The following is an 18,492-nucleotide window of genomic DNA, read 5'->3' as shown; positions in this document are numbered from 1 at the left end:
CTCACCTCTTCATTTGGGATCTTAACCTATTCTTTGTTCGCTGCTGGGTTGGACGGTATTTCAGCTTGCTAAACGGCGCGCGGATGAAGACGTCCTTCCATTCGGCCGGCTGATTCGGCGCAAGCGGCGTCACATAGGAGGAGCCGAAGCTGGTCATCCCGCATAAATGGATAATGACGGCGGCCAGTCCCATGGCAAGCCCCATATTTCCCCAGAGGCCCGCTAATAGGATAAGCCCGAAACGGATCAGACGGATCGATGCGCTCATCGTGTAGTTCGGAATGACGAAGGACGCAATCGTAGACGATGCGACGGCAATGATCAGAATGTTACTCGTTAAACCGGCTTGCACGGCGGCTTGCCCGATGACGATACCGCCAACGATACCGATCGTTTGTCCGATTTTCGACGGCAGCCTCGCGCCCGCTTCGCGCAGCAGCTCGATGGTCAGTTCCATGATCAGCGCCTCGTATACGGGCGGAAACGGCACGCGGCTGCGGGACTCGGCCAACGTCAAAATGAGATTTTGCGGGATCATTTCGTAATGATAGGTTGTGACCGATACGTAAAGAGCCGTAAAAATGACCGTAATGAAGAGTGCGATAAACCTTAAGATCCGCGTAGAGGAACCGATGAGCCAGCGCATGTAATAATCGTCCGAGGAAGAGAAAAACTCCACGAAGGAGGCCGGAATGCTGAACGCCGTCGGACTCCCGTCCATCATCCCGACCACGCGGCCGGCAACCAGCTTGGACGCGATGGCATCGGGCCTCTCGCTCGTCAGCATTTGCGGGAAGAGCGCGTACGCATTGTCGTCGATCAGCTGGATGAGCATATTCGTGTCCAGCACGGCGTCGACTTCAATATCCGCAATCCGTTTCTTCAACTCGTTGACATAGTCCATATTCGCGATATCCTTGATGTACAGCACGAAAACATCCGCTTTGGTCACTTCCCCAACCGAAAGCCGAATGACCTTCAGATGAGGGCTCTTGATGCGCTTGCGGATCATCGCGAGGCTAACGCTAGCCTGCTCCGTGAACGCGTCGTGCGGGCCGGTAATCGTGGTTTCCACTTCCGATGGCGTGACGGACCTGCCCTCATCCCCCGCAACGTCGACCGTATACGCCGCTCCTTTGTAGAAAAAGGCGGCGTGTCCGGCGAGAATGCCTAGCACGAGCTCCTTGCTGTCGGTCATGCGCACGAATTGCGATTGGCGAAAAAACCGGTCCAGCTGCTCCTGATCCGAGGTCTCGATCAGGCTTAGCAGATCCCGGTTCAATCTATCGCCGGATATTAAGTTACCGAAATAGAGAAGATCAATGCCATGCCCGGGCATAACCCGATGAACTAAATCACAGCAATCCTCGAACTCGTGCAGCGTGCGGGCAAGCATCGGCGGCGTAATCTCTTGAGCTGAAGTCATGCGAACCTCTCAGACTGGATGATTTTCCATTATTATGTATCGAATAGGCGTTGGCTAACCGCTAGGCAGCAAAAAGAGAGCCGGCCCAATGGCCGACTCTCTGCATCGAATTTCTCGTTGGTTAAAGCTTGATTTTCTGTCCGGATTTCGCGCTCTCCACAGCTCCGAACACCATGGCGACGCTCTTAATATTATCGCGGCAATCCGTTTCGGCCGGACGATTCTCCTCCAAGGCTGCGAACATCTCGTCGAAGCAGCCGAAATGGCCCTCGCGCCCGTTCCACTCCAGCTTCCCTTCGACGCGCTTCTTCGCAAGGGTGAACGCCTCCGGCTGCGTACGGTCGACGCATTCGCCATATGGCATCGCGAATCCGTCCCAAATCGCGCTGCCTTCGCTCCCGGTCGCGCGCCAGCTGGACTCCCATGACGTATTGAGCCCCTCTGCGCACCACGAGCCGTTGTAGCTGAATACCGAGCCGTCGCTCATCTCGAAGATGCAGATGGCCGATGCGTTACCTTTGTACCACGAGCCCGGCGGGTTATATTCGTGGCAATACACCGATACCGGGTCGGCGCCGGTTAGGAAGCGGGCTTGATCGAACGTATGGATAGCCATATCGACGATGAGCGGATTGTCCATCAGGTCGCGGAAGCCGCCGAAATGCGGCCCGAGAAAAAATTCCGCGTGCAAGGAGCCGACCGTTCCGATTGCCCCCGATTGCAGAAGGTCGCGGTACGAGCGGATTTGCTTCATGTAGCGGCGGTTCTGCATAACGGCGTAGCTTCTGCCCGTCTCCTTGCTGGCCGCTACGATTTCCTCGGCATCGGCATACGATTCCGCCATCGGCTTCTCGCCGAGTACATTGCAGCCCGCGCGCATGGCGGTCGTTACGATCCCCTTATGGCTCGCCGGAATCGTGACGTCGAAGACGAGATTGGCCTGCGTCTCGGCCAGTGCGGCAGCCAGGTCCGTGAACGTCGGCACCTGCAAGCCCCGCTTCGCCGCCTGTGCCTTCGCGGTTTCCTCATAGATGTCCACGAGTCCGACCACTTCGGCATTTTCACGCTGAATCGCGTAATCCAGCCACGTGTTGGACATGCCCCCGCAGCCTGCTACAACAATACGATGCTTCATCGACATTTCGCGCTCCTTCTAAACCGGATTTGGAATAAAATCGCCGCCGCGGCAGCGCTTCAAATAATTCAAGCCGTGCACCTGGCCCGTCATCTCAAGCTCGTCCCTATAGACCGGATCGTGCCAGCCCTCGATGTCGATGCTGCCCTTGTAGCCGGCCTGACGCAGGATCGAAATGATGTCGGTCCAATTGGAATCGCCGAAGCCCGGCGTACGGTGCCATACGAACTCACGCGGCCCGTGAATGCCGTACTCGCGAATGACATCCCATGCAATTGTGACGTCTTTGCCGTGCACGTTGAAAATCTTCCCCACCCATTTGCGGAGCTGAGGGATCGGGTCGATCAGGCTGACCATCTGATGGCAAGGCTCCCACTGCAGACCGATATTGTCGGCTTGGACCGTGTTGAACATCTTTTCCCATGCGGTCGGGTTATGCGCGATATTCCAATCGCCATTACCCCATGTGCCGCCCATGTCGCAATTCTCGAATGCGAGCCGGACACCGCGGGCTTCGGCCCGTTTCGCAAGCTCGCCGAACACTTCGCCGAACTTTGCCATGGATGCATCGATGCTGCCCGGCATGCGGCCGGTGAAGCCCGTCACGAGATCCGTACCGAAGGCATCGGCCGCATCGATGAGGCGCTCCCAGCTGGCGAGCGTATCTTCGTTTTTGCCCGCACCGGTCAGCGGGTTTCCAAATATGCCTAGCGTGGAAATAACGATATCGCTTCCTGCGAGCTGCTCACGTACCCGCTTGGCGAGTTCCGATAGATCCGTCCCCTGCGTCGTTTGCCAAAACGTCAATCCGAACGATTCGAAGCCATGCGGCATGATTTGCGGTATGACCGATGCCGCCGTGCTGCCGTTCACTAGCGTGCCAATGCGTATATTGTTCATGTCGGTTCCTCGCCTCCTTTGAGGTGGTTTGCTTACTAGACAATATCGTACCGAAAGAATGCGGGGGCGGCTAGAAACGAAATTGCGAACTATTCATACGATCTTACGATTATTAGACGATTCTTATAGGATTCTTAACTAATTCTAATGGCGCAGAACGCTGCTTTTAACGTAGAATCGTATGTATAGATGGGAGGCTTGCCTGTATGACCGTTAGTCCGCTTAAAGAAAAGACGTTTATTCCCGATCAAACGTTTCCGATCAATGTGTTTTTCTCAACGGACGTGTATCTGCACTGGCATGACCACATGGAATGGATCTATGTTAAAGATGGGCGCGCGAAGGTTCAGGTCGACGCATCGTTCCTGCACTTGAGTAAAGGCGAGCTGGCTTTCGTCAATGCGAAGCAGCTGCATGGGGCCGTGCCGCTCGAGCCGGGGACCGAGCTCGTCAGCATCGTGTTCAATGAGGCGCTTGTGCGCGGAAGCGGGCTGGATATTACGGAGCATCATTATTTTGTGCCTTACCTGCAGCAGCAGTTGAAATGGCCGAGCTCCATGCGGTTGTCCGACCCGTTCATCAAGGAAATGAATTTCTCCTTCGCAAGGCTGGTTGAGGAGTTTCAAAGCAAGCGGCCGGGCTACGAGCTGTTGGTAAAGGCCGAGCTGCTGCGGATCTTCGGCCTCTATTTCCGCTATGCGCAGCAATGCAGCGCGGGATCGCCGCCAAGGACGCAGAAGCCGCATGACTTGTCGCATCTGCTCCAGACGCTGCGCGACCGCTACAGGGAAACCATCACCGTAAGCGAGGCGGCGCGCTTGGTCAACTTGAGCCCGAATCATTTCTGCAAAATCTTCAAGCAGGTTACCGGCAAAACGCTGGTCGAATATATCCAGCTGCTCCGCGTGCAGGAAGCCGAGCGCCTGCTGCTTGAAACCGACTACCCGGTGGCCGAAATCGCCGAGCGCGCGGGCTTCTCCAACATGACCTACTTCGGCCGCGTGTTCAAGAAGGTCCGCAACAAGGCGCCGTCTGCAGTCCGCAAAGGAGAGGCGACGGTGGCAGCACCGTTACATATCTAGTTAATCCGAAGCTGAGAGCGCATTTTCGTGCTCTTGGCTTCTATTATTTTTGGTGGTGAGAACTCGTTTTCGTGCTCCCGGCTGCATATTACTCCCGCCTCCACCTCCCCACCAACGCCACCGGCCAACAAACAAAGCCCGCCCCAAGCGTCCAAGCCCCCGACAATGAGACGGCTTGGACCGCCGAGGCGGGCCATAATCCAATTAACGACGCACGTAGAGGCGTCCCGTTTCTTCCCAAATCTCGCCCGGCGCTAAGCTGAACAAGCCGATCTCATCGGCAGGCATGTCCACATTCGGCGCGTTGACGAGGTTGATTTGCGGCTCCGGACAGAAGAAGCCTTCCGTCGCGCCGTTATTCCAAATCATCCACTGCTTGTAGGAAGTTCCAACATCGTATACGAGCGTGAGGCCATGCTTCGTATCCGTCAGCTCCATCCGATTGCGTCCGTTCTGCGCCACTGCCGTGTAGTGGTTGTCCAGCGATTCGAAGAACGGGTACACGCCCTCGCCCTTCATCAGCTCTTCGTTCGCGGTCAGAGGCTGGTGATTGCCCGTCGGCAGCATCCGTTCGCTCATCTCCCACCGCTCGCCGATCGTCAGCTTCAAGCGATAATCTTTCGCCGATCCGCCCGGTACGAATGGCGCGTTCACGGAAGTGTGGAATGCGAACAAGCAAGGCATTACATCGTCGCCGTCGTTGCGTACGAGCACATGCTGGTGCAAGCCGTCCGCGCTGATCGAATAACGGAGCTTCATCGTGAATTTGTGCGGCAAGTACGCATAGACGGCGCTCTGCTCGTCCACGCGAAGCGAAACGGTCACGTAGCTTTCGCTGCCGGTCGTGCCGAATTCGTCCACCGTCCATGTCTCGCTATGCACGAAGCCATGCAAATGGTTGCCCGTAGCAGGCTCGTTGACCGGGAACTGGTAGGTGCGTCCGTTCCACGGGAACTTGCCGTCCTCGAAGCGGTTCGGCGGAACCAAGACCGGAATGCCGTGAATGAATGGCCTCGCCTTAAACGACTCCATCTCTTCCATAGTTGGCTCATGGAGATAGGCGATGCCGCTTTCCGCATCGCGAAACGCGATCAGATTGCCGCCGACCTCAGGCAGCAGCGCGGCCTCATATCGGCCGAATCGCAGCCATACCGCCGGCTCCCCTTGATATGTACCTTGAAAAGCTTGATTCTCGCTCATCGTTATTTCTACTCTCCTTTACACGCGGTGACTTCTTCATTAGATTACCATAGCCCTCGCGGGATAATCACCTGCACGCCGCAAAAAATAATTCCCCTCCCGCCTTACGGCAGGAGAGGAACACGGCACCATCGATTAAAACCCGTTCCGTTTCAGCCACAAACCGCAAACCGTCGTCCAGTTGGACACATGCGGATCGTCCGCCGCCAGCCCCATGCCGTGCGGCCCATGCTCGTACACATGCAGATCGAACGGGACGCCTTCACGGCGCAGCGCCATCGCAAACAGCAGGCTGTTCTCGACCGGCACCGGAGCATCATCCGACGTATGCCACAGAAAGGCAGGCGGCGTATCAGGCGTCACCTGCAGCTCATTGCTGAGCAGCTGAACCCGTTCGGCGTCCGGTACCGAGCCGAGCAAATTTATCCGCGATCCCTCATGCATGAATGGCGGCTGCATCGAAATGACCGGATAGCATAGAATGAGCAAATCCGGCCGGCTCGACATGCGCTCGACCGGATCGGCCGCCTCCGGGTTGCCTCCGTCGTAATGCGTGCCTGCCGTTGAAACGAGATGACCGCCGGCGGAGAAGCCGAGGATCCCGATCCGTCCTGCGTCAATGCCGTATTCGCCTGCGTGCAGACGTACATACCGGATCGCCCGCTGCGCATCCAGCAGCGCGCTCGGATACTTGTACGGCGCGACCCGATACCGCAAGACGAAGGACGAAATGCCGAGGCTGTTCAGCCAGAGCGCGATCGGCTCCCCTTCATGATCCGCCCGCATGCCGTAACCGCCGCCGGGGCAAACGATCACGGCGCTTTTGCTGCCCGCAACCAGGTAAGGCGTTAGCGCAGGACGGTCTTCGTCGGAAGTCCCCGCGGCTAGCGGGGCTCCTTCCGGCCACAGCTCGATTAGCGCGTCCGCAGATCCAGCCATTTGATCTCCTCCTGCGTAAGCGGGATCGTCGTCGCTTCCAGGCAGGATTTCATCTCAGCTTCGTTGCGCGGACCGATGATCGCAGCCGTCTGGAAGGATTGGTTCAGCACGTACGCAAGCGCGATTTGGATCGTCGAGTAACCCTTCTCTTTGCCCAGCTGCTCCGCACGGCGGTAACGCTCCCAGTTATCGTCATTGTAGAACACGCGCACCAGGTCTTGATCCGAATGGTCCTCCGGCGTAAATCGGCCCGTAAAGAAGCCGCGCGCCTGCGAAGACCAAGAGAGCACCGGAAGCTCCGTGCGCTCATGCCATCTGAGAATCTCCTCGTCGACGCTGATGCAGTCTGCCCAATAAGGTTCTTTCGCTTTCGCAAGACTCAGGTTCGGGCTGCTGAATTCGAAGCCGCGAAGGCCGTGATCCGCCGCATACGCATTCGCTTCCTGCAGACGCGCAGTCGTCCAGTTCGAGCCCCCGAACGTGCGGATGCGTCCCGCTTCAATGTGCTCGTTCAAAATTTCAACGATCTCGCCGACCGGCACGTTGACATCATCCCGGTGCAGCGCATAAATATCGATGTAATCCGTGCGCAGACGCTCCAAGCTGATCATCAGCTCGTTATAGATCGCCTCCCGGTTCACTTGCGGCCCGTGTTGGTTCGGATGGCCGCCTTTTGTCCAAATATTGATGGATTCGCGGTTTTTGCGGTCTTCCATCCACATGCCGATCGCCTGCTCGCTCTTGCCGCCGCAATAAATGAACGCGGAATCGATCGTATTGCCGCCGATTGCCGTAAACGCATCCAAATTGGTGCAGACAAGCTCGTAATTTTCTGGCGCAAAATAGTCCGAGCCCATGATGAGCTGGGAAATGCCTTGCTTAACGCCTGGCAGCGAAATATGTTTCATAGCCGAATAACCTCCTGGAAGTGAAAAATGAGTGCCGTATTGCCGATGATTAGAATTAGATGCTTACGCGCGTGCGCGAGTAAGCGGATTTCAAGCAAGCATCGATAGCTTTCATGTTGGCCACTGCGTCCGCAGGGGTAAATGTTGCTTCCTTCTCGCCCCATACTACGCGGGCAAAATCATCCGCTTGCAGCGCATATTGGTTCAAGACAGGCTGCGTCACCTCGCGCTTGCCTTCTTTGGAATGAACATAGAATGTCGGATTGCCAATGTAAGCTTCAGGCACTTCGATTCGCCCGTTCGTGCCGATGACTTCGAGCGTATTGCGGAAAGCAGCCCACATGCCGCAGTCGAAGGTCAGCGCCACGCTGTTCGGGAATTCGAGAATGCCGGATGCCATCATATCCACGTTGTCGTGCTCAGGCGAAATCAGAGCGTGCACCGTCGCCGCTTCCGGCTCCGCGCCAAGCAGCAGTCTCGCCGCGCTGATCGGATAGCAGCCAACGTCATAGATCGAGCCGCCTCCCCAATCTCTGCGATAGCGGACGTTCTTCGAATCCGCCGCATTATTGAACGTAAACGTGCCGTGAATGCCGCGCAGCTCGCCGATTTCGCCGGAAGCGATAATATCGGCGATGTCCTGGTAGCGCGGGTGCTGGCGGTACATGAACGCTTCCGCCAGATGAACACCGCATTTCGCCGCCGTGTCCGCCATACGCTGCGCTTCCTCCGCGTTCAGCGCGATCGGCTTCTCGCACAGGACGTGCTTGCCGGCTTCCATAGCACGGATAGACCATTCCATATGCAAATGATTCGGAAGCGGAATATAGATCGCGTCAATATCCGCATCGTTTAGAATCTCTTCATAGCTTCCGTAAGCTTTGGCGATGCCGAGCTTGGCAGCGGTTTCTTCCGCTTTGGCCAGATCGCGGCTTGCAATCGCTGTCACTTCTCCGGTTTCGGATTGTTTCGTGCCCGGAATAACGGAATGGACGGCAATACCGGCACAGCCGATAACGCCCCAACGCAATTTACGTGTCACTGTGATAGCCACCTTTTTCGATAAAATGGATTCGACCCTAGTATAGTCCATAATGAGAAGGGAAGAAATATAAAACAACTTCATTTTCATATAACAAAAGCGTCACCCGCGTAAGAAAGTAGGCTTGCAGCATGGAATATTTATTGGAATTGCTCATTTTCCGGTATGGCTATATCGGATTATCGATAGCGCTCGCGCTCGGTATCATAGGCGTCCCCGTCCCCGATGAAGTTCTCTTGACCTATTCCGGCTATCTCGCCGGCAACGGAACGCTTCATCCGCTGCTGGTCGTGGTCTGCGCGTTCCTAGGTTCCGCAGCCGGCATCACCGCCAGCTACCTCATCGGCCTTCGCTTCGGACATCCGTTCCTGCTCAAATACGGACCGAAGCTGCACCTATCCCATGCCAGAATCGAGCGCGCGCAAGGCTGGATGACTAAATTCGGTAATCTGCTTCTCATTCTCGGCTTCTTCGTCCCCGGCCTGCGCCATGTGACCGCCTATATGGCCGGCATGTCGAGGCTGAAAATCGGAACCTTCATGTTCTACGCTTATACAGGCGCGCTGTCCTGGAGCGTTCTTTTTATTTATATCGGCTTCATCCTCGGCGACCGCTGGCTGCAGGTCAAACATTACGTTCATCATTACGGGTTCGCAATCCTGCTTTACGGCGGCATCGCTGCGCTTGCTTTTTACATCCTGCGCAGGTTCATCGCCATGCGGAAAGTGAAAGCCCAGCATCGCCTCTAGCACACGACGACAAAAGGCCTCCGGCAGAATCGATCGACTCCGGCAGAGGCCTTCTTTCATTCCTATGATTAAAGTTTGATGCCAAAATAGCGCGCAAGCGCTTCGTTATACGCTTCTTTCGTTTCCGGCGTATGAACCGTTACGTTTTCCCCGTTGAATATTCTAAACTCTCCGCCCCATACGGTGTTGCGCCCTTCCTTGGTTCGGATCGCCACGATAGCGGTTTGCCTAAATATCGAATCCGGAGCGTTCTCGCACCAGTAGGTTGCGAATGTAAAGTCTCCCTTAAGCTGCGGCTCCTCGGTAAACGAATAAATACGTACCCATTCCCCGCGCTTCAGCTCGCAAAGGAACCATCCGAATTCGGCATCCCGCTCCAGGCGGTAGCATTCATCGCCCTGTACCTGCTCCAAGAGCTCAGCCATCTCAATTGGCCTGCGAGGCACAATGCCGCCGACGCCTACATCGCACAAGTAGACGCTGCCCTCCGCATCCACCTTCAATACTTGGTGGCGGCGTTTAGGCGGCACCACTTCAACATCGCGCCAGAACCGGGCGACAAGATCGGTGACCGGATAACCAAGTTCCCGCAGCAGCCAGCCGAACAAGGCATTCAGCTCGAAGCAGTAACCGCCGCGGCCGCGGCGGACGATTTTGTCATGCAGCGCATCGACTTCAAGGGATAGAGGGATTCCGTTAACAATATCCAGATTCTCGTACGGCACGGCGTGCAGATGGCACTCCTGCAATCCGGCCAGCGCCGAAGCGCTTCCGTCCAACGGACCTTGATAGCCGATCCGGTCGAGGTAGGCGATGACTTCGGGTTTTAATTGAGCACGATCAAGCGGCATCGAAAGTTCAGCTCCTTAATAGGCATGGAAGAGATACGTATAAGTGTAGAGTTCCTAAGCGAAAAGTTCAATCCCGTATGTTATTCTCGCAATGTTCAAACACTATGTTGAACAAACATCAAATCGTGCAGTAAAATATAGTGTTGGAAAATTTTATTAGAATGAGGGACACTAGATTGAGCAAACCGACAATCCTCATCGACGCCGATACCGGCATCGACGATGCATTTGCCATTTTGTACGGCATTAAGTCCGGGAAAGCGGACATCATCGGCATTACGACGATCTTCGGCAACATCCCCGTGGAGCAGGCGACCGAAAATACGATGCGCGTCCTGAAGCTGGCCGGGAAGGAGAACGAAATTCCAGTCAGCCAAGGTGCGGCTCAGCCGCTGGTTCGCAAAGTCGACGTATTTCCGACGCATGTGCATGGCGTCAATGGAATCGGCGATGTGGAGCTGCCGAAGTCTGTCCAGCGTCCGATCCCGGAAGCGGCGGGCGATTTCATCGTTCGATCCGCAAGCGAGCATGAGGGCGAGCTGATCGTCGTCGCGCTTGGGCGGCTTACGAATGTCGCCCAAGCCTTGAAAATCGATCCCGGGCTTCCCGCCAAAATCAAGCACTTATATGTCATGGGCGGCGCGGTCCACGTACCCGGCAATGTCACGCCCGCTTCCGAAGCGAATATATGGGGAGACCCGGAAGCGGCGGACTTTGTCATCCAATCCGGCCTAAACATCACCTTGGTAGGTCTGGACGTAACGCTGAAAACACTGCTTCACCAGTCGCATCTCGATATGCTGCAGCAAACGTGTTCGGCGGAAAACCAGGAGATTGTGAGCTTTCTTAACCGCTCCATGTCCTATTACTTTCAATTCTACCGCCAATCGGACGCACTCCACCAATGCGCGCCGATGCATGACCCGCTGGCCGTGCTCGTTGCCATCGAGCCCGGCATCGTGCAAACCCAGCAAATGAACATGAGGGTGGAATGCAGAGGCGAGCACACCTTGGGGATGACCGTAGCCGATCTGCGGCGGAAGCCGGCCGTCGGCTCGCCCGTGCAGGTTTGTCTCGACGTCGACGGAGAACGGGCCATTGATTTAATGCTCGATGTGTTTATCTAAAAGAAAGCCTGGGACCGAGGCAGCTCGGTCTCAGATTGCTGTGAATCCCGCCATCGTTTAATTGGCGGGCTTGTCTTTATACTGATAGCGTGAGCGCGGTAGCATGAGAGAACGCCCGAAAAATTCTAACGGATGCTCCAGCGCTTATTTGCGCAAAAATATCCTTTCTTAACATCTAACGGTCGTCAGAGGCGTTATTTGGCCCAAATCGGAAGAATTCGCTGCCCCAATCGCCAAATAGCGTTGCTCAGAACCGTTAGCCTTTCAAAAGGGCCTTTTGAGGCTAAATAGCGTGCGTGGCAACCGTTAGAGTACGCGCGGCAAGCGATGGGACCGAGGCAGCTCGGTCTCTTTTTTCGTTCCCGGACAGGATTTCCTTCCAATATTTACATACAAGCTATACACTATTCCTATAGGTTGAAAGCGAATACAAGCTCATTTGCGAAGGGAGTCGCCATGAAACGTCTATCAAGCCTCTTTGTTGCGTTTGTTCTGTTCTCTGCAATGCTCCCCCTAAGTTTGAACCCATCTTTAATCGCGTCGGCAGCCGCTCCTGCGAAGCCGAGCGCTCTGCAAAAGGTCGTAGATGCCATGCAGCCCGGCTGGAATTTAGGCAATACGTTCGACGCGACAGGCGGCGACGAGACTTCCTGGGGCAACCCGGCCGTAACAAAAGAATTGATCGATGCCATAGCTGCCGCGGGCTTCAAAAGCATTCGAATTCCCGTAACCTGGCAGCATCGTTTAGGTGCAGCGCCGGACTATGCGATCGACCCCGCCTTCATGCAACGGATCCAAGAGGTCGTGGACTGGTCGCTGGATGCCGGACTGTACGTCATGGTCAACATCCATCACGATTCCAGCTGGGTGATGGGCATGGAGACGCAGCATGACGAGGTGCTGGCCCGCTTCACGGCGATCTGGACGCAGGTAGCCGCGCACTTCAAGGATTATCCCGAGAAGCTCATGTTCGAGAGCGTGAATGAGCCTCGCTTCTCCGAAGACTGGAACAAGGATTCGCCGGTCTATTTTGAGATGCTGGATGAGCTGAATACGACATTCGTTCATTTATTGCGGAAATCGGGCGGCCTTAATGCGAAGCGCCCGCTCGTGCTCCCGACCATCGCAGCCTCTGCCGCGCAGAACGACAGGCTGGACGAGCTGCTCAAGACCATTGAGAAGCTGAACGATAAGAACCTTATCGCGACGTTCCACTATTACGGCTACTGGCAGTTCAGCGTCAACATCGCCGGCGCGACGACGTTTAACGACGAGGCGAAAGCCGATCTTGCCAACACCTTCGATCGGGTGTACAACACGTTATCCGTCAAAGGCATTCCGGTCGTCGTCGGCGAATTCGGGCTGCTCGGCTTCGATAAATCGCTGGAGACGATCGAGCACGGCGAGGTGCTAAAATTTTTTGAACAGACGGTGCATGCCGGAAAGGAAAAAGGCTTTGCGCTCTTGCTGTGGGATAACGGCCAGCACTACGACCGGCGGGGATACCGGTGGTCGGATGAAGACCTGTACCGCACGATCATGGCGGGTTTGAAGAGCCGCTCGTCCACGGCCGGGACCGACGCCGTCTTCATCAAGAAGGATGCCGCGGTCGAAGACGCGCGCATACCGCTGAACCTGAACGGCAATACCTTCGCCGCCTTGAAGAATGGCGCGGATACGCTTGAGCAAGGGAAGGATTATGAGCTTGACGGCGATAATTTAATTTTGAAAGCGGACCTGCTTAACGGCTTGATGAAGGGAACGAACGGCATCAACGCCATCTTGAACTGCTCGTTCTCCGCAGGCGCCGACTGGAAGTTGAGTATCATTAGCTACGAAACGCCGATTATGCAAAGCTCGGAAGGAGCGGCCTCCCTCTTCGGCATTCCGACGCAGTTCAGCGGCGATCGCCTGGCGACAATGGAAGCGACGTACGCGGACGGCAGCCATGCAGGCCCTAATGACTGGACACCGTTCAAGGAGTTCAATGTGGCCTTCACGCCCAACTATGAAGCAGGACTTATCCAGCTCAAGCCGGAATTTCTGGATGAGCTCAAGGAAGGCGAAGAAGTAACGCTGAAGATGCACTTTTGGAGCGGAGAGGTTATCCCTTATAAGCTGACGAAGCAGGCATCCGCGCTGACAGGCGTCTCTACCCAAACGGCGCCGGCTGAGCCTGCGGACGAGGAGAATATCGACGACGCCGGAGCTGAAGCTGCGACGGAAGAAGAACCTGCCTCGGAGCCGGCCGCTGCAGCGCCTGCGGAAGCCGCGAAAGACGCTGCCCCTGAAAGCAGCGAGCGTACCTGGTTGTATGTCATTGGCGGCTGTGCCTTGCTTGTCCTCGCGGCCACAGGCACTATGCTCTACAAAAGGCGTACCGGACGGTAGGCATCTGATGCTTTGCTCTCTCTAGTTCCCTCCACCCGCTTCATCGACTACAATAAAGTCATGTCCGACAGCGGTTGTCGCAAGCAACTTCCGACAGGAGGCTCTTCATGACGATTTACAAAGGCGCGAATTTTTTTCAACAGAATGATTTCCCTTTCCATATTCATAGGTACACCATCCAGAAGGGCGAGCACATTCCGTCCCATACGCATGACTTCGTCGAGCTGGTGTTTGTGCTGGAGGGCAGCGCGATTCACGAAATGACCGGACACACATACAAGCTGTCGGCAGGCGACGTATTCGTGCTGGAGCCGCAGGTCTATCACAGCTACACCTGCTCTCAGGAGCAGGAAGTGACCGTGTATAACGTGCTGTTCGACGCGTCGTTTCTCCAGCGCGAGATGGAGGTGCTGCAGCAAATGCCCTCCTTCGTCAATTTCTTCTATCTGGTGCCTTTTCTAAGAAAAAGCCAATCGTTCGTGCCCTTCCACCCGCTCCAGCCGAGCCAGAAGCTCCAGATCCAATCGCATCTGCAAACGATCTACGACGAATACCGGCAGCGCCGGGAGGGCTATCAGCTGGTCATCAAGACGCGCTGGATCGAATGCTTGGTTTGGCTCAGCCGGTTTCATCATGAGAACCGCAAATCGATGCAGTCCTCCGCCGTCTCCGACAAGGAATGGATGGATTCCATCATCCATTTCGTAGAGACGCACTACTACCAGCCGCTAACCCTGCAGCAGCTGAGCCAGCTATGCGGGATGAGCATATCCTCCTTCACGGCGAAGTTCAAGGAGACGACCGGCCTCAGCCTGCTCGACTACAAGCATATGGTCCAAATCCGACATGCCGCGCAATTGCTCCGAACGTCGAACAGCAAGGTGCTCGATATCGCGCTCGAAGTCGGGTTCAATGACGTCAGCTTCTTCAACCGGATGTTCCGCAAGCATATCGGCCAAACGCCGAAGGAATACCGCCGCCGGGAGCAGCCAACCACGAACGATTGACTGCATAGAAGAACAGAGAAAAAGCCTCCCCGCGCCAACCTGGCACCGAGAGGCTTCTTCCATCTTGCTCTTATTTCGTGGTCCACAGAGCAACGCGGTCTTGCACATACTTCGTAAAGCCTTCTTCCATCTTCTTCACGCCTGCTTTTTCGAGATCCGCCATGTAAGCGTCCCAAATCTTGTCGAAGTCGGCTGGTTTTGCCAGGATCGCTTCAGGGATCCGCTTCCACGTAATATCTTTCATCTTGTTGGCCAGGATCGAAACTTCATCTTCGCCCGGTACGGAAATATTCCATGCTGCACCGTAAGCTTTCACTTGGAACTCGTCTTCTTTCGGGAACAGATCCTTCCACGTCGTCGCTTTGTAAGCCGCCAGCGTTTCTTTCTCCGCATCGCTGTAGCCTTGGACGAGCTGCTCGGGATAGTTCTTCGTGTAGTAGTTGCCCGATGGGTCTTTGGCGCCGTCGCCGTAGTGAACCATCATGTTCCAATAGAAGCCGATACCGGTTTCCTTCGTGAATGCCGTGTTATCGTTGTTGATGCGGTCTTGCACCTCTTGCGGAACGACGCGCTTGCCGTCTACGACGTTGTAGTGCTTGCCTTCAATACCCCAGTTGTTCAGGACTTGGAACTCGTCGGAAGCGAGGTAATCCAGGAACTTGATCGTGCGCACCGGGTCCGGGTTCGTGCTGGAAATCGAGATGCCGTAGCCGCCCATGAAGCCAGTCGGCCAGAACGACGCTTCCTTGATGTCTTTGGACATCGTAACCGGATAGTGGCCATACGTTTGATCGAATTTGCCTGCCGTTTTCAGCGCTTGCTGAGCATCGTTGTAATCCCAGTCTTGGTCGATCAGACCGAGCACGCGGCCGGTTGCCACTTTCGCTTTATATTGGTCGTACTTCTGAACGAAGCTTTCTTTATCCAGCAAGCCGATATCGTTCATGTGGTTCAGCCAGCGGAAGTATTCCTTCTCTTCCGGACGGCGGAAATGGTAAATCGCTTCATGCGTGTTCTGATCGACATAATATTCCCCGTCATCGGAGCCGCCCGTTGTCGCAACTGCCGGGTTCGTCACGGAAATGTACATATGCCAGTCGTCCGCGTTCAGCGAAACGCCGATGTTTTTGTTGCCGTTCTCGTCCGTCGGGTGCTTGTCCAAGTACGCTTTAATAACGTTCTCGTAATCTTGAACCGTGCGGATTTCAGGATAGCCCGCTTCTTTTACTACGCGGTGCTGCAGCTCGAAGCCGCCGCCTGCCACGAAACGCTGCTCGTCGGCAGCCGCCCATGTCGGGATCGCATAGATGGCTTGGTCTTCATTCGTATATTTAGCGCGGACCAGGGAGTCGCCCAATACTTTCTTGATGTTCGGCGCATACTTGTCGATCAGTTCCGTCAGATCGATTACGGCGCCGGCATCGACCAGTTTGCCGACATCGCCTTTTGCCGAGATGATGTCCGGATACTCGCCGCTTGTCGCCATGAGCGCTACCTTCTGCGCAGGGTCGCCAACCGCGAACTCCGCATCCAGCGTTACGCCGGTTTTCTTCGTCAGCTCTTTGCTGACTTCATCCTGCATGTTGTTCCAGTTCGGATTCGGGTCTTCGGCAAAGAAGCTGAACGTGATCGGTTTCGTGTCTTCCGCTGCAGTATTGCTGCCTTCGGCGTTCGTGGAATTCCCATTCCCTTCCGTTGCCGCCGCATTGTTACCAGACTCGTTGTTGTTCGTACTTCCGCAGCCAGCCAGCAATCCGGCAAGCAGTGTCAGAGACATGAGAATAGAAGCTGTTTTGGCTTTCTTTCTTTGCATGTTACAAACCCTCCCGTTTTGAATGAAAAGTAAGCATCTATTGTATGAACAGGAAACCTGCTGATACCGTTAGCTCTTGACCGCGCCAAGCGTCATCCCTTTGACAAAATAACGCTGCAGGAACGGATACACAATCAGAATCGGGACCGTTACGATGATCGTGATCGCCATCTTAACCGATTCCGGCGAAATTTGCGCCATTACCTCGACCATGTTGCGGCCGCGGAAGTTATCGACGTTCGTCGTCGTGCTCTGAATGACCTTCATCAGCTCGTACTGGAGCGTGGTGAGATGGTCCTTCGAACCGTTGTAGAGGTACGTATCAAACCATGAATTCCACTGGCCTACCGCAAGGAAGAGCGCGATCGTCGCCAGTGCCGGTTTCGTGAGCGGCAGAATGACGCGCCAGTAGATCGTAAAATCGTTGGCTCCGTCCAGCTTGGCCGATTCCTGCAGCGCATACGGGATGCCGTCGATGAACGAGCGGATCACGAACACGTTGAACGCGCTGACCAACCCGGGAAGTACGTAGACGGCGAAGGTGCCCATCATGTGCAGGTCCTTGATCAGAACATAGAATGGAATAAGGCCTCCGGAGACGTACATCGTAAGCGCCAGAAACGTCGATACGAATTTTCTCCCTTGAAAATCAACCCGGCTAAGCGTGAACGCGAGCATCGATGCGCTGAGAAGTCCGAGCAGCGTGCCAACGATAGTGCGCAGAATCGATATTTTAAGACCGGTGATCAGGCCCGAGAAAGCGAAGATCGTCGAGTAATTCTTAAGCGTGAACTCCCTTGGGAAGATCGTAATGCCGCCGCGGACGCTGTCGGTCGAATCGTTAAGCGACAGGGCAAGCACGTTTAGAAACGGATACAAAGTGCAGATCGTGACGAATATGACGGCAACGTAGACGACGACATCGAAAATGCGGTCTGACCAAGGCGTACCGCTGCCGGAAAGTGAACGAGCTCTCATATGCTGCGGCCTCCTTATATAATGCTTTCTTTCGTAATTTTTTTGAAAATGCCATTGGCCGTAAAGAGCAGGAAGACGCTGACGACGGAGTTGAAAATATTGATCGCCGTACCGAATGAGTAGCGTCCCGTCCCTAAGCCGTAGTTAAGCGCATACAAATCCAGCGTTTGGGAATAATCGCGAACCAAATTGTTTCCTAGCAGGAATTGCTTTTCGAAGCCGATGCTGATCAAGTGGCCGATCGAGATAATGATGAGAATGATGATCGTCGAGCGAATGCCCGGCAGCGTAATGTGCCATACCTGCTGCAGCCTGCTTGCTCCGTCCACCCTTGCCGCTTCGTACAGCTCCGGCCCGATGCCGGCGATAGCCGCCAGGTAAATGATCGTATTCCAGCCGGTTTCTTTCCACACATCCGAGGCCGTTACGATGCCCCAGAACAAATTGCCTTTTGCCATGAATTGGATCGGCTCGTTGATAATATGCAGGCTTAACAGCAACTCGTTGACTGCGCCGTTATCGGTCGAAAGCATTTTGGTAACGATACCCGCGGCGACGATCCACGATACGAAGTGCGGCAGATACGAGATCGTTTGGACGAATCTTTTGAACAGCTGCTGCCTCAACTCATTCAACAAAATGGCGAAGATGATCGGAATGGTGAAGCCGGCGATCAGCCCCATCACGCTCATCGCAATCGTATTGCGCAGGACCTGGATGAACATGTCATCATGAAACAATTCTTTGAAGTAGTAGAAGCCTACCCAGTCCTGTTCGAAAAACGATTTGGCGGGTTTGTATTTCTGGAAGGCCATGGTCCAGCCCCAGAGCGGCAGGTAGCTGAAAACAAACACCCAAGCCACGAATGGAAGCGACATCAGATACAAGTACTTCGATTGCTTTAAATTGTGCCAGAAGCTTGACTTACGGACGTTCATTTGCAA

General features: G+C 55.1%; 16 protein-coding genes. 5 read left to right on the top strand and 11 right to left on the bottom strand.

Annotated elements, in window-relative coordinates:
• Position 1: 1 nt before the first annotated feature.
• The 3 genes from DL346_RS04090 to DL346_RS04080 all read right to left on the bottom strand — a co-directional run bounded on the left by DL346_RS04090 (position 2) and on the right by DL346_RS04080 (position 3,461).
• Complete coding sequence (locus tag DL346_RS04090; protein ID WP_112880783.1) at positions 2 to 1,426, bottom strand: spore germination protein; 1,425 nt, start codon at positions 1,424 to 1,426, stop codon at positions 2 to 4.
• 121 nt (positions 1,427 to 1,547) lie between these two features.
• Positions 1,548 to 2,567, bottom strand: a complete 1,020-nt coding sequence (locus DL346_RS04085) for a Gfo/Idh/MocA family protein (protein WP_112880782.1) — start codon at positions 2,565 to 2,567, stop codon at positions 1,548 to 1,550.
• A gap of 12 nt (positions 2,568 to 2,579) precedes the next feature.
• Positions 2,580 to 3,461, bottom strand: coding sequence for a sugar phosphate isomerase/epimerase family protein (locus DL346_RS04080; RefSeq protein WP_112880781.1), 882 nt, complete (start codon positions 3,459 to 3,461; stop codon positions 2,580 to 2,582).
• A 206-nt stretch (positions 3,462 to 3,667) separates the two neighbouring features.
• Here DL346_RS04080 and DL346_RS04075 point away from each other — a divergent pair, with 206 nt between their 5' ends.
• A complete protein-coding gene (locus DL346_RS04075) occupies positions 3,668 to 4,543 on the top strand; it encodes a helix-turn-helix domain-containing protein (RefSeq protein ID WP_112880780.1) in 876 nt (291 codons plus the stop codon).
• 204 nt (positions 4,544 to 4,747) lie between these two features.
• Here the strand turns inward: DL346_RS04075 and DL346_RS04070 are convergent, their stop codons facing one another.
• The 4 genes from DL346_RS04070 to DL346_RS04055 all read right to left on the bottom strand — a co-directional run bounded on the left by DL346_RS04070 (position 4,748) and on the right by DL346_RS04055 (position 8,632).
• Entirely contained in the window at positions 4,748 to 5,743 is a 996-nt protein-coding gene (locus DL346_RS04070) for an aldose 1-epimerase (protein WP_112880779.1), read from the bottom strand.
• A 135-nt stretch (positions 5,744 to 5,878) separates the two neighbouring features.
• Positions 5,879 to 6,682, bottom strand: a complete 804-nt coding sequence (locus tag DL346_RS04065; RefSeq protein ID WP_112880778.1) for an alpha/beta hydrolase — start codon at positions 6,680 to 6,682, stop codon at positions 5,879 to 5,881.
• Positions 6,658 to 7,590 carry an aldo/keto reductase gene (locus tag DL346_RS04060; protein WP_112880777.1) on the bottom strand — a complete coding sequence of 311 codons (933 nt, stop codon included), beginning with the start codon at positions 7,588 to 7,590 and terminating at the stop codon, positions 6,658 to 6,660. The genes DL346_RS04065 and DL346_RS04060 overlap by 25 nt, the downstream gene beginning before the upstream one ends.
• Before the next feature lie 55 nt (positions 7,591 to 7,645).
• Positions 7,646 to 8,632, bottom strand: a complete 987-nt coding sequence (locus DL346_RS04055; RefSeq protein ID WP_240633022.1) for a Gfo/Idh/MocA family protein — start codon at positions 8,630 to 8,632, stop codon at positions 7,646 to 7,648.
• 131 nt (positions 8,633 to 8,763) lie between these two features.
• On the opposite strand from DL346_RS04055, the gene DL346_RS04050 reads away from it, so the two are divergent.
• The gene (locus DL346_RS04050; RefSeq protein WP_112880776.1) at positions 8,764 to 9,381 is read left to right on the top strand and encodes a DedA family protein; all 618 of its coding nucleotides are present in this window, start codon (positions 8,764 to 8,766) and stop codon (positions 9,379 to 9,381) included.
• 68 nt (positions 9,382 to 9,449) lie between these two features.
• Here DL346_RS04050 and DL346_RS04045 read toward each other — a convergent pair whose 3' ends face one another.
• The gene (locus DL346_RS04045) at positions 9,450 to 10,232 is read right to left on the bottom strand and encodes an arylamine N-acetyltransferase family protein (protein ID WP_112880775.1); all 783 of its coding nucleotides are present in this window, start codon (positions 10,230 to 10,232) and stop codon (positions 9,450 to 9,452) included.
• Positions 10,233 to 10,408: 176 nt separating this feature from the next.
• Between DL346_RS04045 and DL346_RS04040 the strand changes: the two genes are divergently transcribed.
• The 3 genes from DL346_RS04040 to DL346_RS04030 all read left to right on the top strand — a co-directional run bounded on the left by DL346_RS04040 (position 10,409) and on the right by DL346_RS04030 (position 14,757).
• Positions 10,409 to 11,359 carry a nucleoside hydrolase gene (locus DL346_RS04040; protein WP_240633021.1) on the top strand — a complete coding sequence of 317 codons (951 nt, stop codon included), beginning with the start codon at positions 10,409 to 10,411 and terminating at the stop codon, positions 11,357 to 11,359.
• Between the two features lie 456 nt (positions 11,360 to 11,815).
• The gene (locus DL346_RS04035) at positions 11,816 to 13,750 is read left to right on the top strand and encodes a cellulase family glycosylhydrolase (RefSeq protein WP_112880773.1); all 1,935 of its coding nucleotides are present in this window, start codon (positions 11,816 to 11,818) and stop codon (positions 13,748 to 13,750) included.
• A gap of 107 nt (positions 13,751 to 13,857) precedes the next feature.
• The gene (locus tag DL346_RS04030) at positions 13,858 to 14,757 is read left to right on the top strand and encodes an AraC family transcriptional regulator (RefSeq protein ID WP_112880772.1); all 900 of its coding nucleotides are present in this window, start codon (positions 13,858 to 13,860) and stop codon (positions 14,755 to 14,757) included.
• Between the two features lie 70 nt (positions 14,758 to 14,827).
• On the opposite strand, the gene DL346_RS04025 is transcribed toward DL346_RS04030, so the two are convergent.
• The 3 genes from DL346_RS04025 to DL346_RS04015 all read right to left on the bottom strand — a co-directional run bounded on the left by DL346_RS04025 (position 14,828) and on the right by DL346_RS04015 (position 18,486).
• Positions 14,828 to 16,570: an ABC transporter substrate-binding protein gene (locus tag DL346_RS04025; protein ID WP_112880771.1), complete on the bottom strand. Its 1,743-nt coding sequence runs from the start codon at positions 16,568 to 16,570 to the stop codon at positions 14,828 to 14,830.
• A 69-nt stretch (positions 16,571 to 16,639) separates the two neighbouring features.
• Complete coding sequence (locus DL346_RS04020; RefSeq protein ID WP_112880770.1) at positions 16,640 to 17,548, bottom strand: carbohydrate ABC transporter permease; 909 nt, start codon at positions 17,546 to 17,548, stop codon at positions 16,640 to 16,642.
• A gap of 14 nt (positions 17,549 to 17,562) precedes the next feature.
• Positions 17,563 to 18,486 carry an ABC transporter permease gene (locus DL346_RS04015; RefSeq protein WP_112880769.1) on the bottom strand — a complete coding sequence of 308 codons (924 nt, stop codon included), beginning with the start codon at positions 18,484 to 18,486 and terminating at the stop codon, positions 17,563 to 17,565.
• Positions 18,487 to 18,492: the final 6 nt, after the last annotated feature.

The organism is Paenibacillus montanisoli (genome assembly GCF_003268025.1).
GTDB lineage: Bacteria > Bacillota > Bacilli > Paenibacillales > Paenibacillaceae > Paenibacillus_Z > Paenibacillus_Z montanisoli.
This window is presented reverse-complemented; position numbering and strand designations above follow the sequence as displayed.

Excerpts from the sequence above, each read along its gene's own strand:
- DL346_RS04090 (WP_112880783.1), bottom strand. The coding sequence starts at position 1,426 with ATGACTTCAGCTCAAGAGATTACGCCGCCGATGCTTGCCCGCACGCTG.
- DL346_RS04085 (WP_112880782.1), bottom strand. The coding sequence starts at position 2,567 with ATGTCGATGAAGCATCGTATTGTTGTAGCAGGCTGCGGGGGCATGTCC.
- DL346_RS04080 (WP_112880781.1), bottom strand. The coding sequence starts at position 3,461 with ATGAACAATATACGCATTGGCACGCTAGTGAACGGCAGCACGGCGGCA.
- DL346_RS04075 (WP_112880780.1), top strand. The coding sequence starts at position 3,668 with ATGACCGTTAGTCCGCTTAAAGAAAAGACGTTTATTCCCGATCAAACG.
- DL346_RS04070 (WP_112880779.1), bottom strand. The coding sequence starts at position 5,743 with ATGAGCGAGAATCAAGCTTTTCAAGGTACATATCAAGGGGAGCCGGCG.
- DL346_RS04065 (WP_112880778.1), bottom strand. The coding sequence starts at position 6,682 with ATGGCTGGATCTGCGGACGCGCTAATCGAGCTGTGGCCGGAAGGAGCC.
- DL346_RS04060 (WP_112880777.1), bottom strand. The coding sequence starts at position 7,590 with ATGAAACATATTTCGCTGCCAGGCGTTAAGCAAGGCATTTCCCAGCTC.
- DL346_RS04050 (WP_112880776.1), top strand. The coding sequence starts at position 8,764 with ATGGAATATTTATTGGAATTGCTCATTTTCCGGTATGGCTATATCGGA.
- DL346_RS04045 (WP_112880775.1), bottom strand. The coding sequence starts at position 10,232 with ATGCCGCTTGATCGTGCTCAATTAAAACCCGAAGTCATCGCCTACCTC.
- DL346_RS04035 (WP_112880773.1), top strand. The coding sequence starts at position 11,816 with ATGAAACGTCTATCAAGCCTCTTTGTTGCGTTTGTTCTGTTCTCTGCA.
- DL346_RS04030 (WP_112880772.1), top strand. The coding sequence starts at position 13,858 with ATGACGATTTACAAAGGCGCGAATTTTTTTCAACAGAATGATTTCCCT.
- DL346_RS04025 (WP_112880771.1), bottom strand. The coding sequence starts at position 16,570 with ATGCAAAGAAAGAAAGCCAAAACAGCTTCTATTCTCATGTCTCTGACA.
- DL346_RS04020 (WP_112880770.1), bottom strand. The coding sequence starts at position 17,548 with ATGAGAGCTCGTTCACTTTCCGGCAGCGGTACGCCTTGGTCAGACCGC.
- DL346_RS04015 (WP_112880769.1), bottom strand. The coding sequence starts at position 18,486 with ATGAACGTCCGTAAGTCAAGCTTCTGGCACAATTTAAAGCAATCGAAG.